The 16,338-nt window shown below is 28.6% G+C and carries 11 protein-coding genes; 2 read left to right on the forward strand and 9 right to left on the reverse strand.

From position 1 onward, the window contains the following. Positions 1 to 27 precede the first annotated feature (27 nt). The 3 genes from ARA19_RS11530 to ARA19_RS11540 form a co-directional block, all read right to left on the reverse strand. The gene (locus tag ARA19_RS11530; RefSeq protein WP_055071118.1) at positions 28 to 1,755 is read right to left on the reverse strand and encodes a phospho-sugar mutase; all 1,728 of its coding nucleotides are present in this window, start codon (positions 1,753 to 1,755) and stop codon (positions 28 to 30) included. A 352-nt stretch (positions 1,756 to 2,107) separates the two neighbouring features. After that, on the reverse strand, positions 2,108 to 2,680 hold the full coding sequence (locus ARA19_RS11535) for a 50S ribosomal protein L25 (protein WP_055071119.1): 573 nt from the start codon (positions 2,678 to 2,680) through the stop codon (positions 2,108 to 2,110). A 255-nt stretch (positions 2,681 to 2,935) separates the two neighbouring features. Further along, positions 2,936 to 3,667: an HAD-IB family hydrolase gene (locus tag ARA19_RS11540; protein WP_055071120.1), complete on the reverse strand. Its 732-nt coding sequence runs from the start codon at positions 3,665 to 3,667 to the stop codon at positions 2,936 to 2,938. Positions 3,668 to 3,899: 232 nt separating this feature from the next. Between ARA19_RS11540 and ARA19_RS11545 the strand changes: the two genes are divergently transcribed. Together ARA19_RS11545 and ARA19_RS11550 are read left to right on the forward strand one after the other, a co-directional pair. Continuing rightward, positions 3,900 to 4,949 carry a helix-turn-helix domain-containing protein gene (locus ARA19_RS11545; RefSeq protein WP_055071121.1) on the forward strand — a complete coding sequence of 350 codons (1,050 nt, stop codon included), beginning with the start codon at positions 3,900 to 3,902 and terminating at the stop codon, positions 4,947 to 4,949. A gap of 802 nt (positions 4,950 to 5,751) precedes the next feature. After that, a complete protein-coding gene (locus tag ARA19_RS11550) occupies positions 5,752 to 6,708 on the forward strand; it encodes a hypothetical protein (RefSeq protein WP_055071122.1) in 957 nt (318 codons plus the stop codon). Between the two features lie 150 nt (positions 6,709 to 6,858). On the opposite strand, the gene ARA19_RS11555 is transcribed toward ARA19_RS11550, so the two are convergent. From ARA19_RS11555 to pheT, 6 genes are all read right to left on the reverse strand, one after another. Then, positions 6,859 to 7,305, reverse strand: coding sequence for a GNAT family N-acetyltransferase (locus ARA19_RS11555; protein WP_055072113.1), 447 nt, complete (start codon positions 7,303 to 7,305; stop codon positions 6,859 to 6,861). A gap of 13 nt (positions 7,306 to 7,318) precedes the next feature. After that, positions 7,319 to 7,750 carry a 2-thiouracil desulfurase family protein gene (locus tag ARA19_RS11560; RefSeq protein WP_055071123.1) on the reverse strand — a complete coding sequence of 144 codons (432 nt, stop codon included), beginning with the start codon at positions 7,748 to 7,750 and terminating at the stop codon, positions 7,319 to 7,321. Positions 7,751 to 7,856: 106 nt separating this feature from the next. Further along, positions 7,857 to 10,217, reverse strand: coding sequence for an endonuclease MutS2 (locus ARA19_RS11565; protein WP_055071124.1), 2,361 nt, complete (start codon positions 10,215 to 10,217; stop codon positions 7,857 to 7,859). A 43-nt stretch (positions 10,218 to 10,260) separates the two neighbouring features. Beyond that, entirely contained in the window at positions 10,261 to 12,624 is a 2,364-nt protein-coding gene (locus ARA19_RS11570; protein WP_055071125.1) for a U32 family peptidase, read from the reverse strand. Between the two features lie 534 nt (positions 12,625 to 13,158). After that, positions 13,159 to 13,905, reverse strand: coding sequence for a cell division protein ZapA (locus ARA19_RS11575; RefSeq protein ID WP_055071126.1), 747 nt, complete (start codon positions 13,903 to 13,905; stop codon positions 13,159 to 13,161). A gap of 40 nt (positions 13,906 to 13,945) precedes the next feature. Further along, positions 13,946 to 16,327: a phenylalanine--tRNA ligase subunit beta gene (gene pheT / locus ARA19_RS11580; protein WP_055071127.1), complete on the reverse strand. Its 2,382-nt coding sequence runs from the start codon at positions 16,325 to 16,327 to the stop codon at positions 13,946 to 13,948. Between the last annotated feature and the right edge of the window lie 11 nt (positions 16,328 to 16,338).

Raw genomic sequence — 16,338 nt, forward strand, 5'->3', positions numbered from 1 at the left:
CTGCAATTAAGGACAACCTATAAAGTATTATTTTAATTTTTCATTTATTATTTCCATTACATTTTTCTCAAAGTCTACAATTTTATTGCTTGCATCCTCTAAGCTTGATCCCTTAACAGCAAGGTAAACCTTCATTTTAGGTTCTGTTCCTGAAGGTCTTACAACAAACCATGAATCATCCTCTAAAACATATTTTAACACATTTGATTTTGGAAGGTCTAGAGTTTTCTCTTCTTTAGTTAAGTTATTAACTTCTGTGCTTAACTTATAGTCTAAAGAAGTTTTTATTTTTACTCCATTAATAGCATCTAACTTTGTATTTCTTAAGTTATCTATACAGTTAGCTATTTTTTCTTGTCCCTCTTTACCATCCAATGCAATTGAAACTAAGCCTTCCTTAAAGAATCCATATTTATTATAAAGTTCTATAAGAGCATCATATAAAGTTTTTCCTTGTTCTTTATAGTAAAGTGTCATTTCTGAAATTAACATAGCAGCTACTACTGCATCTTTATCTCTAGCATGAGTTCCTGCAAGGCATCCATAACTTTCTTCAAATCCAAATAAATATTTATGTGAATTTGTTTCTTCAAATTTAGTCATTAACTCACCAATATACTTAAAGCCTGTTAATAAATCAAAAACTTCTACATTATAATCAGCAGCAATATTTTTAACTGCTTCTGTAGTAACTATTGTTTTTATTACAGCACCATTATTAGGTAAATTATTAGTTTCTTTTAATGATGATAATATATATTCAACAAGTAAAAGACCTGTTTGATTTCCATTTAATATTTGATATTGTCCATTATTATCCTTAACAACTACACCAATTCTATCACAATCTGGGTCAGTTCCAAAGATTATATCTGCATTTACTTCCTCAGATAATTTTAAAGCTAATTCAAATACCTTTGGATCTTCTGGATTTGGATATGGAGCTGTTGGGAACTCACCATTAGGTAATTCTTGTTCTTTTACAACATGTACATTTTCATATCCTAATTCACTTAATACTCTTCTTACTGGAATATTTCCTGAACCATGAATTGGAGTATAAACTATATTTAAATCCTTAGCATAATTCTTAACTAAATCTTTTCTAATAGTTAAAGCCTTTAACTCTTCAGTAAATGCTTTATCTACTTCTTCTCCAATATAAACTAATAAACCTTTTTCTCTAGCTTCATCTTCAGAAATAGTTTTTATAGTTTCATAATCTGCTATATCATTAACATAACCTATTACTCTTGCAGCTGGCTTGTCTGTTAATTGACAACCATTTTCGTCATATGCCTTATATCCGTTATATTGCTTTGGATTATGTGAAGCTGTTAATACAATTCCACCTTGGCATTTTAAATATCTTACTGCAAAAGATAACATTGGAGTTGGTCTTAAGCTTTCAAATAAATAAACCTTTATTCCATTAGCTGCAAAAGTTAAAGCTGCTGCCTTTGCAAATTCATCTGATTTATTTCTTGAATCATAAGCTATTGCTACTGATTTCTCTCCAGTATACTCGTCATTTAAAAAGTTTGCAAATCCTTGAGTCGCTTTTCCTACTGTATATATATTTAATCTATTAGTTCCTGCACCAATAATTCCTCTCAAACCACCAGTACCAAATTCTAGATCCTTATAAAATCTATCTTCTAGTTCTTTTTCCTCACTAATAGCCTTTAACTCTTCTTTTATTTCATCTGATATTATGTTGGAATTTATCCATTGTTCATACTTTTCTTTATACATAGTTCTCTCCTCCCAATCTTTTATACAACTTATTATATTATAGAAACCATAAATATAATACACCTTTCTATAGCTTTTGTTAAAAATTATTATATTGTTTCATTAATTTTAACTTTTGTATAAATTGAAACTTAATTTACATAGAGCTTTGACTCCAGGTAAATTTTAATGGAAGTTATTTAAGATTCTCTATCTATTTATCTCTAAACTTATAGAACATTGGAATATTATAGCCACTAGTTATCCGATAAAATTTACTTAAAGAAAAAAATAAAGATAGTAATGTATCAAACATACACTATCTTTATAGTATAAAGACTCAAAGATTCATTTGATAAATCCCTAGCTTTTATTAAATTTCATTTGAACCTTTAGCTAATTTCTTTTCAAACTTTATGCTACCTAATAAAGTTTGAGCTTCATCAAGTACTGTTAATTCACTTGCAACTTCTAAGTTAGCTACCTTAATAACTTCTCTTCTTCTAGCCTTTGATACATCAACTTCTAATGACCTTGGTAAACTTTCAGCTGCTCCTCTTACTTTAACAGTATCCTTTTCTCTTTGAAGAACTGCTCCAGACTTTGCTAAATTTTCTCTTCCCACAAATTTAACTGGTATATTAGCAGTAACTTCTTTTTTATTATCTATATCTTCTAAATCCACATGAATTACTCTTCTATTAATAGGATCTCTTTGGATTTCTTTTATTATTGCCTTATGATTTTCTCCCTCCATGGAAACATTAACTATAGCATTTCTACCTCCATTTGAAATACAATCATTTAACTCTAATTCTCCTACTTCAAAATTAAAGCTTTTAATATTATTACCATAAAATACTCCAGGTACCTTGCCTTCTCTTCTTATTTTCTTTGCTTCATGGTGACAAGCACCTTTTCTTTTTTGAATATCTAAATTTTTCATGACTAATCCCTCCTACCCCCTATTCTTAACAAGAGATGAAAAAATTATTCATTTCTAACTTCAGAATTTTCAACAATTATAAATTTTCTATACAATTATATAAACTTAAACATAATTGTATAATATAAATAAATTTTTTATATGTAAATAGTAGATGATATTTTTTAAAAACAAAAAAACAATAATACCAATCTAATGATATTATTGCTTTTTTATACTTTTATATTCTAAAATTAACTAAATAGCTTCCCCCTTTTAAATAACTTGTAAACTATCTACATTTAATTTATAAGTAACATCTTTTCTTTCAACAATAAGATTTATTTTTTCTTTTAATTCTTCATCCTCTGTAATTTTTCCTAAAAGTTCTCTTGTTGGGTTTATAGCATGAGGATTTCCTACATTTTTAAACATTGTAAAATCTCCTGATGTATCTCCATAAGCATAGCTATTTTCTAAATCTATGTTGTACTTTTCTTGAAGTTCTAATATAGCTTTTTGTTTACTTTCAGAATCCCACATTGGAATAACTTCTCCACTATAAGTTCCATCTTCATTTAATTTATATATTGTTCCTCTATAATCATCCATTCCATATTTCTTAGCCATTTCTTTAACTAATTCTATAGGAGAACCTGATATAGCTATAACTACATGACCTTGCTCTAAATGCCATTTTATTCTCTCTCTTGAGAATGTATAAACTCTATCACCTTTTTGTTCAATAACAGTTTTAGCAATATGATCTATATGATAATGGTTTAATCCCTTTATAGCTTCTATATAAATATCAACCATTTTTATTAGGTAATCGTCATAATCTCCTTGACGCTTGTCCCATTTTTCAAAAGCTGGTCTTACTTCATTAATCCATTTATCATCACTTACTAAATCGTACTTTACAATTTTCTTAAAAACCTCAGTTATTAAACCTTCTCTGTATATTGTTCCATCTATATCAAAAAATGCTGCTATCTTCTTTTCCATAACTATTCCTCCTTTGTACTTTTCTCTTTTAAATTTACTCTATTATACAAGCTTTATGAAAATTCAGCAACAAGAAATTTTATTTTTACTTTTTTCGTTGATCTTAAGCAAACTTAACCCACAGTTAATTTATTTAATTTTAAATTAACAAAGGTTCAATTGTTCCTAAATAACTCGCTTGATAAAATAATAACATAACAACTTTTATTATCAAGGAAGGGAATATATTTCTATGAAAATAAATGACATTATAAAAGAAAAACGAACTAAACAAGGATTAACTCAAGAACAAATTGCAAATTATCTAGGAGTATCAACACCAGCAGTGAATAAATGGGAAAAGGGAATTAGCTATCCTGATATTACTCTTTTACCAGCCTTAGCAAGAATTTTAAGGATAAATTTAAATACTTTACTTTCTTTTAAAGAAGATTTATCCGAGCAAGAGATAGGTAACTTTGCAAATGAACTCTCTACAACAATTAGAACTAAAGGGTTTCACCTTGCTTTTGAAAAAGCCATGGATAAAATTCAAGAATACCCTACTTGTGATAAACTAATTTTTACTATTGCAGCAGTATTACAAGGAGGTATATACATGTTTGGTGTAGAAAATAAAGAATTTTACGAAGAACATATAGAAAAATTATATGAGAGGGTCTCCAATGGCAATGACATAGAAGTACGAAACCAAGCAATGCCTATGTTAATTAATAAATATTTAGAAAGAAAAAAATTTGAAAAGGCTCAAACTTGTATTGATAATTTTCCAAATGTTATTTATGATAAAAAACTATTGCAAGGAAACCTTTATATTCAATCTGGACAACTTCATAAAGCTGCTGAACTTTTTGAACAGAAATTATTATCTACTACAACTGAATTATTTACAATTTTAACATTTATGATAGACATTGCATTAAAAGAAAACCGTAATGGTGATGCCAAATACTTTGCTGAAGTTCTAGAAAAAACAACCCACTTATATGACCTATGGGAATACAATTCATATACTGGACATCTTCAATTTTATACCGCACAAAAAGATACTAAAAATTGTATCTCTACTTTAAAGAAAATGTTACCTGCCATGAAAGAAAAATGGGATATATCTACTTCTCCCTTATACAAACATATAAAAGCTAAAAATACTAAAGATGGATTTAACGAACAACTTCTCTCTGCCTTTATAGACTCACTAAAAAATGATAATAATGAATTAAGTTTTTTAAAAGAAGATAAAGAATTTTGGGAATTATTAAAGGAATACAGTACTAAATAAACTATAAAATAGCGCTGTATCAAATCAGCACCTTAATTTATATTACTTTTATAAACGTAGACTTAATTCAGGTGGAGTTTTGACTCCATCTGAATGATTAGTCGAAGTTATCTAGAAGCGTGAGGCTGTTTATCTCCTACTTATAGAAGATAGGAGTATTACAGCCTCTAGCTATCAGATAAATGTATTTTTTATCTGCCGAGATAGCTATATAGGTACAAAATGCTGTGACCATTGAACTAGTACTAGAAGCTCTTTATTTTTGAACAATAGTTTCGTAAAAAAATTTCCATTGTTTGAACAAAGTGAGTTTGGAAATTTTAGAAACTGTTGTAGAAAAAATATTAGAGCTTCTTTACGTAAGTGAGTGGTCACAAATGATGAACCTATATAGCTAGATAAAAGGCAGAAGATATATCTGTAATTTGATACATCATCATTTTATTTAATTCCTCTTTATATCTTTTAGATTTATTTCCATTCTCACATAAAACACCTTGAAATTTTCAACAAGTCATTTCTACTTATAAAAACTGTTACTCCTAAATATTACATATAGTTAAAAATTATTTAATTTATGTAACTTTAATTTAATAGTTATTACATATTATTTCTTTTATTTTTATATTCAATCTTAATTTAATAAATCTCTATATAGAGTAAAAGCACTTATATACTTAATTATCCATATATTCTATATCAATCATATTAATGTTAATTAATTGTAAATCATTATGGTTTAATCCTTTATTTGCCTATATTAAAATTAAATTATCAACAACAATCAAAGGAGAATGACAACATGAAAACAAAAATAATAATGGGTATATCAATTGCAGCTGCTTTAGGTGCTTCTGCTGTTGGCGCTACTTTAGTCTGCAAACCAACACCTATAAACAATACTGTTTATGCAAAAAATATATCTAATACAAAAAATGTAAAAAAAGAAACAGTAATATTATACGAACCTAATCAAAATTTAATTAATAAAGAAAACGCCTCATCAATGATAACTAAAAATGGTAAAAAATATATAAATGAAACTTTTTCGATGGAAACAGGAAAATTAATTCCAACTATTGAATCCGTAACTAAACTTACTAATATTAATGTAAAAAATGCTACTTCCTTAGGAAATGCTGTTATAAAAAAATGTGATACTTCTAAAAACATAACTAATCCTCAAGGTGATATTTTTGGTATTCCATGTAATAAAGTAGAAGTTAAACTCCCTATAGGAACTAAATTAAAGGTTTTATGGACATCTCAAACTCTAGTTAACTATAACAATCAAACTCATAAGCCTACCCTTGCAAATGTAGCAGCTGTAGATTATAACGGAAAATTAGCCTTTATTTCAGATGATTATTTAAATTTGGATAATGTAGCCACTGGCGAAAAAGCTATGCAATTAGTTTCAAAAGATCAATTAAAAACTGCTCATTACATTGGAACCTCAAAGGCAGTTAGTAATTTACCACTTATTGATCCAATTAACCATAAACCTAATCCCGTCAATATAATAGTTCCTGTAAATGGAATGAATTATCACTTAAATGTAAGAGGAAAAACAGTAAATGTTATCTATTACGGTGGCAATGTTTTCACTCATATAAAACCTAATGAAATGGTAGGAGAAACATTTGGTCCTGCTGAAGTAGGTGGAGAAAAATATGCTAAGGTTGAATATAATGGAATAATTGGATACATGTATTATGGAAATCTTAGCAATACTCCAAAATCAGCTTTTAATGGTTAAAAAAAATTAATTCAAAGGCATCTTGCCTTTGAATTTTTTTAAATACATATTATTTCTCTCTCCTAAGCTTTATAAGTATTGAATTAATTTTTTAAATCACACATCTAAATCTAGCTCCTATATGTTTTTTACTTTCTTATTAATAAACATTTATTTTTCCATAAAGTAATTCTTTAATACAATTCCTCTTCGTTCAACCTCTTGTTCTTTAATAACCTTATAACCTCGTTTTTCAAAAAATGGTCTTGCAGTAATTGAAGCATGGGTAGTAATTTTTGATCTATTAATTACTTTTTCTAACTCATTACAAATTGCAGTTGCAATTCCTCTTCTTTGATAGTCCTTATGAACAAAAAGTCTATCTAAATATCCAGTCTTATCTATATCTCCAAAACCTACTATAATATCATCTTCCACAGCAACAACTGTAAAATGTTCTAAAAAAGAATTGTTCCATTGATCTAAATCAAGCTTTTCCGTTGCCCATACATTTAATTGTTCTTCACTATAATCTTTTGCATTAACTGAATGTACTGTATTATAAAATAATTCTGCTAAGTTATTACAATCCTCTGAATTATAATTTCTAATAATTATATTCTTTAAACCCTTATTCAAAATCATCTTCACTTAAAACCTTTATTCCATTTTTAATAAATAAATCTGCTGTAACTCCATTTCCTTCTGTAAGAGTTCCACTAAAAGTTCCATCATAAATTACGCCCTTTCCACAAGATGGACTTCTAGCCTTTAAAATAGCTAATTCTGCATCACACTCTTTAGCCACTTTTAAAGAAAGTTCAGCTCCCTTAAGAAATTCAGCAGTAACATCCTTTCCTTCCTTACTCATAACCTTCATAGTTCCATCTAAATCAAAAACTTCTTCACTAGGAACTCTTGGCGTAGGAAGTCCCCCCATTTCTTCAGGACAAATCATTTTATATTCCTTATCCTTTAGAAACTCAATTACTTTTTCACTTTTATTATTTCCACCATTATACTTACAATCTACACCACACAAGCATGCACTAACAATAATCATAAATTCTTCTCCTTTCCATTTTAAATTATAAAAGTGGAAGGGATATATCTCTATTTTGATACATCCCTTCTCTTAATGTCTAATTCAATAGAACTCTAATTATTTTTTATTTTAAAATAACTATAGTTACTCCATCTCCACCTTCTCCGTAAACACCAAGTCTACTTGATTTTACATGTGGATGTGTCTTTAACATATTACCAATATATTTTCTTAATACACCTGTTCCTTTTCCGTGTACTACTGTTACTTCTCCTAAACCTGCCACATAAGCATCATCTAAGTATTTATCTACTACTAACCAGCCTTCTTGTGTATCCATTCCTCTAACATCTACTGAAGATGAAACTTGCTTAAGATTTAATTTAGCTTCTCTTTTCTTTATTTTCTTTTCTTCCTTAGAAACTTTTACTTTTCTTAAATCTTTTAGCTTAACATTAACTTTCATTATTCCAGCTTCAACTTGAACTTCACCTTTATTATCTGGCATTGTTAAGATTATTACCTTTTGATTTAATCTTGGTAACATAGCTTCCATACCTACAGTTACTTTATCTATAAGTTCACCTTGGTTATCTTCCATAGTTTTTTGAAGATTTGCTTCTGTGTCTGAAATTTTATTTTTAAGCTTAGCTCTTTCTGCTTCAAGCTTTCTTCTCATTTCATTAGAAGCACCCATTTTTTCCATTTCTCTCATGTTCTTTAAGATTTCTTCAGCTTCTTCCTTAGCAGCATTTAAAATCTCTTTTGCTTCTCTTCTTGCTTCTGAGTAAGCATTATCTCTTACCTTATCTATTCTTTCTAGCTTAGCTTCATATTTATCTTTAAACATCTTAGCTTGAGCTTTATAGTTCTCTACATCTCTTGCAAATTTTTCTGCTTCTATTTTTCTATCTTGAAGACTTTGTATTAAATCTTCGAATTCTAAAGAATCACTTGTAATAAATTCTTTAGCATTCTTTATTAAATACTCATCAAGTCCAAGTCTTTTCGAAATCTCAAAGGCATTTGACTTACCAGGAACTCCTATTAAAAGTCTATAAGTAGGTCTTAAACTTTGAACATCAAATTCAACAGAAGCATTTTCAACTCCCTCATTTCTAAGAGCATAAGCTTTAAGTTCACTGTAGTGAGTTGTTGCTAATATTCTACTTCCTCTTTTTCTTAATTCCTCAAGAATTGCTATAGCTAAAGCAGAACCTTCTGTTGGGTCTGTTCCAGAACCAAGTTCATCAAATAGAACAAAACTATGTTCATCAGCTTTATCCATTATTTTAACTATATTAGTCATATGTGCTGAGAATGTTGAAAGACTTTGTTCAATACTTTGTTCATCACCTATATCAGCAAATATTTCTTCAAAGAAACTTATAGTTGAACCTTCGTTAGTAGGAATTAATAATCCTGATAATCCCATAAGTTCAATAAGACCTGTAGTTTTTAAAGTTACAGTCTTACCACCAGTATTAGGTCCTGTTATAACTAAGCTACTAAAATCCTTGCCTAAATAAATGTCTGAACTAACAACTTTCTCTCTAGGAATTAAAGGATGTCTTGCTTGTTTTAAATCTATAATTCCATCTTTGTTTACTTTAGGACAAATTCCATCTATATGACTTCCATACTTAGCTTTAGCAAATATGAAGTCAAGATCAACAATTATATCAAAATTATTTTTAATTTCATCTATATTTCCATATACAAGAGCTGTTAATTCTTCTAAAATTCTTTCAATTTCAGCCTTTTCTCTTAAATGCAATTCCTTAATCTCATTATTTAAATTAACAAGACTCATAGGCTCTATAAATAAAGTAGCTCCTGTTGAACTTTGGTCATGTACAAGACCTGGAACCTGTGACTTATATTCAGCCTTAACAGGAATTACATATCTATCTCCTCTCATTGTATAAAGAGCATCTTGAAGATAGCTTGCGTTAGCTCTAACTATGGCATTAACCTTTTCCCTAACTGAGGAATTCTTATCCTTTAACTCTCTTCTTATAGAATATAACTTTTCACTAGCTCTATCAGCTATTTCATTTTCTCCTACAATAGAAGTAGTTATTTTATTTTCTAAAGCTTTAAATTCAACTAATCCCTCTGCCATGGCTTCTAAAATAGGAAAACTTTCTTCCTCTTCTTTTCTTTTCATAAACTCAGAAAATCTTCTAGAAACTCTAAGTAAATTACCAATTCTTAAAAGACCTGATATGTTAAGGCTTCCACCTTTCCCAACTCTAACTAGAGCTTCCTTAACATCATAAAGTCCTTCAAAAGGAGGATTTCCCTTTTTAACTAAAAGCTCAACAGCTTCTTTAGTTTCTTTTAAATGTTCTAAAACATCATATAGGGAATCATAAGGCTCAAGGTTGCTTATGACTTCCTTAGCTGAAGTTGTAATAGCATACTTTTCAACTTCAGCTTTTATCTTATCAAATTCTAGAGCAGTCAAAACTCTACTATTCATAACAATCTAATCTCCCTTCTCTAAATTCATATAATAAGCTTAATTAAAGTACTCCCCTTCTGTATTGAGCTTTTGTAAATTTATCTACTTCAATAGGTTTATCTTTCATTACAGCATCTAAAACTTTAAATGTTGTTTCATAATCTTCATCTATGAAATCTAATCTAAATGATTTTATTCCCATTTCCTCTAACTCTTCCTTAGCTTCGCTTAAGTTAACTGGTACTGGATGATGTATATGAGATCTACAGAATATATCTGTTGTTACAACAAACTCTTCATTCATTCTATCTCTCATTCTAAATGTACTTGTTATACATTGGTCACTACATTCTCTCTTAGTAGTTTTTCCACCAAATGTACTACCTATAGGACAATATTCACTAACCATTGATTCTGGTTTTCCATAAAGGAAGAATTGTGCTCCCTCTGCCCCTCTTTTAAGTAGACTTCTTATTTCTTTTCTATTTAACTCAATACTTAAAGCTGCACCTTCTATATTTTTGTTGTAAAATTCTAAAGCATAGCTATTGAATATATTTAATTTATATCCACCTATTATTTTAATTTTATCTTTAAATCTTCTTATTATTCCTGTATTATTTGTTACTATTCCATCTATTTTATCTGATAATGATTCTATAGTTTTTGCAATAGTCTCAAATTCTCCTTTTATAATTGTAGGTACATTTAAATAAACTTCTCCCTCAAAGCCTTCTAATTCATTAAATACATTTCTTTTTATAAAGCCTTGATTTTTACCAAATATATCAACAACTATAGCTGGAACCTTTGCATCCTTAGCTGCCTTAACTTGCTCTGGCATTAAAACAAATGCCATGTACTTAGGAAGATTTCTTTCGCCAACTACATATTCTTTCTTTTCTCTTTTTTCTATAACATGTTTATGCTTTTGTATTTCATACTCTTTTATTTCTTCTAATAACTCTCTTCTTAAGTTATTTATTGCTGCCATTGGCATAAATCCATCTTCAAAATCTGTAAACTCTATTTGAGTTATTTTATATGGAATTTCACCAGACTTAGAAATATTCTTTTCAACTCTTCCCATATCTAAAGGACTATTCTCAGCAAATTGAACTTTTTCTCCTTCTTTAGAATATTTCTTTCCATTGTATTCTAATTCAATTTTAAATGGCATACCCACTTTAAATCTTACTTTAGCAGCTAATTCTATTTTTCTACCATAAAGCTTTTCATAAGAAACTTTAAGTTCACTCATAAGTTTAGTATCTGACATTTTATATAAAGCATCATTTGTTTTATATTTTTTAGGGAATATTTTTACCTTATCTCCCTTTTTAGCTTCCTTAACTTCATTTCCATTTAAAATTATTTTTGAAGTTACAAATCCATCATCACCAATTCTTATTCCATCTTTAACACTTAGGTTATCTTCTAAAACAACTTCTCCATTAGAATTTACTTTTCCTATATAAACTCCTGTATTTTTAGGAGTTTTAAATGCCATCATATCTTTTCCTGTATGTTTATAAAGATAGGCACTTGAGAAACCTTCCCTGTTAAATAGTTTAAGAAGTCTTTCTTTTCTTTCTTTATTTAGCTTTGAATTTTGTTTTTTATTATAAACATCATCAATAGCCCCTCTATAACTTTCTATAACCCCAGCAACATACTCTGGCTTTTTAAGTCTTCCTTCAATTTTTAATGAGCTTACACCAGCTTTAATTAAGTCTCCCATATTTTCAACATTACATACGTCCTTTGGACTTAATAAATAACCGCTAGTTTCCTTTCCATCCTTTTCTCTAATAAGAGTAAATGGAAGTCTACAACTTTGAGCACATCTACCACGGTTACCACTTCTTCCACCAATTACACTACTTATTAGACATTGTCCTGAATAACTAACACATAAAGCTCCATGTCCAAACACTTCTGTTTCAACACCTAAATCCTTTGATATATATTCTATTTCATTTAAAGATAATTCTCTTGATAAAACTATTCTTTTAAATCCATTCTCTTCAAAGAATAAAGCACCTTCTCCATTATGAATACTTAATTGAGTTGATGCGTGTATTTCTAAATCAGGATATTTTTCTCTTATAACATTAACTATACCTGTATCTTGAATGATTAAAGCATCAGCACCTATTTTGTGAAGGAATCCAACATAATCTATAGCTTCATTAAATTCACTTTCCTTTATTAAGGTATTTAATGTTATATGAACTGGAATTCCATAACTATGACAATAATCTATTGCCTCTTCTATTTTTTTATCATCAAATTCTGTAGCTGCTGCTCTAGCTGAAAATCTATTTCCGCCTAAATAAACAGCATCAGCTCCTTTATTTACAGCCGCAATAACACTTTCCATACTTCCAGCTGGTGCTAGTAATTCTATTCTTTCTCTATTCATAAAATCATTTCTCCTACTAATATCTTTTGATTTTCAATTCCACTTTTTCCTTAATAACTAACTAGTATATTTTTCTTCTATAATTAAATAAACTAAATATTTTATTTATTAAATGAAATACAATTCTCTATGTAATTATTGCTCCCTATATTAAGTCTAAAATATATTATACTATAATTCTATCTAATATCTAGTACCTTACACTGCTCACTTTTTTCTTTATTTTAATAAACTTCTAGTTTATTGAATTAAAAATAAAAAACTTTTTTCTCATTTAAGACAAAAAAATAAAGAAATCCTTAAAGAACTTCACAATAAAATCTAAACTTTTAATTTCTATATAATACTCTATTATACACAATTGGACTTAAGAATTCCATAATCACTTAAAAAACAGGAACTGTATCAAATCAGCACCTTATTTTATATTGCTTTTATAAATATATTTTTTTATCTGCCTATATAGCTAGATAAAATACAGAGAGGATGTATCTGTAATTCGATACATCCTCCCTTTTTTTATAGATTAAAAAATTATTTTTTAGGTTTTATTAGTGGGTTACTTTTTACTCTTTCCTTAACAACAGTCATTTGACTATCTAGGAATTTTTTCTCTAAGTCAATAATCTTATATTTACAACTTTGAACATTAAATTTCAACTCTTTATTTTCTTTTTTAAGAGTTTCTTTTTCAGAAATATTTTTTTTATTTTCTTCTTCCATAATGTTAAGTTGTTCTTTAAGAGCTGTAACTTCATTTAGTAATTCATTTATTTTTTCTTCATCAGAATTACTTTTAGTTTTTTCTTGCTCTTCTTTTAAACTTTCTTCTAATGCTAATTTTATTTGATTTAAGTATTCTTTTTCACTTTCTAGAACCCTTTTTTCTTCTTCTATAATTTCCTTAGCATTAATTATTCTTTCAAGCTCTTGTCTAAGACTATCTATATACTGTTCATATTGTTGCTCTTGCTTATCAAATTTAAAAGTACTATCTTCTTTTATATCTCGTAGCTCTTCTTTCAAACTTTTATTAGCAATTTGTAAATTTTCAAAATTACTTAAAAGTTCATCGTAATCCTTATTACTTTTAAAGGCTTCATCAGCTAGATTTATGGCAGTTAACACAGATGCAGCAGAAATACTAAGTTTTTTATTCTTTTCTAATATTTCTTGCAATTTCTTTTCTACATAATCTGCAATATTTTTTAAATATGCTTCATCTTCCTTGCCTTTTAAGTTGTACTCCATACCATTGATTCTTACAGTTACTGTCGCCATACTACACCTCTTTTTACTAATTGTTCTAGGTTCTATACAACTATCTTAACTGAGCACCTAATTTATGTTCAAGAGATCTTAGGATTTTATCGTGAACTTTATTCACTGCCGCGTCATTAAGTGTTTTTTGAGGATCTCTATAAACTATAGCGTAAGCTATACTCTTTTTACCTTCAGGTATTTGTTCACCCTTATAAACATCAAATAAGTCTATTGACTCAACTAGATTTCCACCAGCTCTTTTTATTGTATCTTCTATTTCACTAACTAATAAACTATCATCTACTAATAGAGCTATGTCTCTTGTAACTGCTGGATATTTTGGAAGTGCTGTATATTTCTTTTCAACATTAGCAACTTCATATAATTTATCTAAATCTAACTCAGCTACATAACACTCAACATCAAGGCCATAATTCTCTGCAACATCTGGATGGATTTCTCCAAGAACACCAGCTTCTATTCCTTTTCCAACTGTTAATAAAGCAGTTTTTCCTGGATGATAGCTAACATTATCGCTTAATCTCTTGAATGCAAATTTACTTATACCTAAAGTATCTAATAGATTTTCTACTAAACCTTTTAAGTTAAAGTAATCTACTTCTCCATAAATTCCTATAGTTAAAATATTTTTTTCTAGTGGTAGCTCATTTTCATCTTCATTTGGAATGTAAACTTTACCTAATTCAAATAATCTAACTAAATCGTTACTTCTTGAATAATTTCTTCCTAAACATTCCATCATTGAAGGAAGTGTTGTTGTTCTCATTATACTATAATCTTCCCCTAATGGGTTCTTTATTTTAACAACTTTTCTTAAATTGCTATCATTTGGTACACAAATTGAATCAAATACTTTAGGACTAACAAATGAATAGCTTATTGATTGATTTAATCCTGAAGCTATCATAGTGCTAATTACAAGATCATCAAGTCTTTGTTTTGCATTTTTAGATTCTTTATTTGTATTTGTTGTTATTATTGTTGTTGGAATATTATTATATCCATATATTCTAGCAACCTCTTCAGCTATATCTTGCTTAATAGCAATATCTATTCTAAATGTAGGAACTTCTATGTTTAAGTCATCTCCATTTACAATTGTCATTAAGTCTAAGCTATCTAGGCAATTTTTCATTTCTTCTGCTGATATATCAGTTCCTAAGAATTTATTAACCCAACTTGAGCTTACTGTCATATGCCCTTTTTCTTTTTTATCATTATATATATCAATAGTTCCTTTTAAAACTTCACCACAACCTAATTCTTCTATTAAGAAACAAGCTCTGTCTATAGCTAATTGAGCTAAATTAGGATCTATTTCTTTTTCAAATCTTAATGAACTTTCTGTTCTTAAGCCTAATTTTTTAGAATTAACTCTAATGTTAACTCCTTCAAAATTTGCTGATTCAAAAATAACTTCTGTTGTATCATCTTTTATTTCTGAATTAGCTCCTCCCATTATTCCTGCTAAAGCAATTGAAGTTTCTCCATCTTTAATAACTAATACTGAACTATCTAAAGTTCTTTCTTCACCATCTAAAGTTACAAACTTTTCTCCATCTTTTGCTTTTTCTATTACTATATTTGATGTTTTGATTTCTCTTTTATCAAAAGCATGCATTGGTTGACCAAACTCAAGCATAACAAAATTTGTTATATCAACTATATTATTTATAGGTCTTACCCCTGCATCAAGTAATCTTTCTTGCATCCATTGTGGTGATGGAGCTACCTTTACATTTTTAACTCCTCTTGCCATATATCTTTTACATAGCTTATCATTTACATTTACTTTTAATATGTCTTCTATATTTTCTGAAGCTGTTGCTTTAAAATCCATTGAAGGCATTTTGTAAGTAGTTTTAGTTGTTGCTGCAACTTCTCTAGCCATTCCAACTATACTTAAACAATCTGGTCTATTTGAAGTTATTTCTAGATCTAAAATAGCTTTATTTAATCCTAGAACTTCTTTTATATCTTTTCCTACTGGAGTGTCTTGTGGTAATATCATTAAACCATGAACTGGTTCGTCCCCTGCAATTCCAAGTTCTTCTTCTGAGCAGAACATACCATTTGAAACTACACCTCTTAATTTACCTTTTTTAATTTTTGTTCCATCAGCTAAAGTTGAACCATGAAGTGCTACAGGAACAATGTCCCCTTCTTTCATGTTAGTAGCTGCTGTAACTATTTGTAAAAGTTCCTCTTCTCCAATGTCACATTGACATATTTGAAGCTTTTCAGCCTCAGGGTGCTTTTCTATTGATTTTATATGACATGTAACAACCTTGTCAATGTTATCTCCAGCCTTAATAACTTCCTCAACCTTTGAACCTGATAAAGTTAAGGCATCTCCTAACTCTTCTGCTGTAATATTTATATCAACATAATCTTTTAACCAATTTATTGGTGCTTTCATAATATCATCCT

The organism is Clostridium massiliamazoniense, from assembly GCF_001403635.1.
Classification (GTDB): Bacteria; Bacillota; Clostridia; order Clostridiales; family Clostridiaceae; genus Sarcina; species Sarcina massiliamazoniense.

Bases quoted from the DNA above. Each gene is read 5' to 3' on its own strand.
- ARA19_RS11530 (WP_055071118.1), bottom strand. From the start codon at position 1,755: ATGTATAAAGAAAAGTATGAACAATGGATAAATTCCAACATAATATCA.
- ARA19_RS11535 (WP_055071119.1), bottom strand. From the start codon at position 2,680: ATGAAAAATTTAGATATTCAAAAAAGAAAAGGTGCTTGTCACCATGAA.
- ARA19_RS11540 (WP_055071120.1), bottom strand. From the start codon at position 3,667: ATGGAAAAGAAGATAGCAGCATTTTTTGATATAGATGGAACAATATAC.
- ARA19_RS11545 (WP_055071121.1), top strand. From the start codon at position 3,900: ATGAAAATAAATGACATTATAAAAGAAAAACGAACTAAACAAGGATTA.
- ARA19_RS11550 (WP_055071122.1), top strand. From the start codon at position 5,752: ATGAAAACAAAAATAATAATGGGTATATCAATTGCAGCTGCTTTAGGT.
- ARA19_RS11560 (WP_055071123.1), bottom strand. From the start codon at position 7,750: ATGATTATTGTTAGTGCATGCTTGTGTGGTGTAGATTGTAAGTATAAT.
- ARA19_RS11565 (WP_055071124.1), bottom strand. From the start codon at position 10,217: ATGAATAGTAGAGTTTTGACTGCTCTAGAATTTGATAAGATAAAAGCT.
- ARA19_RS11570 (WP_055071125.1), bottom strand. From the start codon at position 12,624: ATGAATAGAGAAAGAATAGAATTACTAGCACCAGCTGGAAGTATGGAA.
- ARA19_RS11575 (WP_055071126.1), bottom strand. From the start codon at position 13,905: ATGGCGACAGTAACTGTAAGAATCAATGGTATGGAGTACAACTTAAAA.
- pheT (WP_055071127.1), bottom strand. From the start codon at position 16,327: ATGAAAGCACCAATAAATTGGTTAAAAGATTATGTTGATATAAATATT.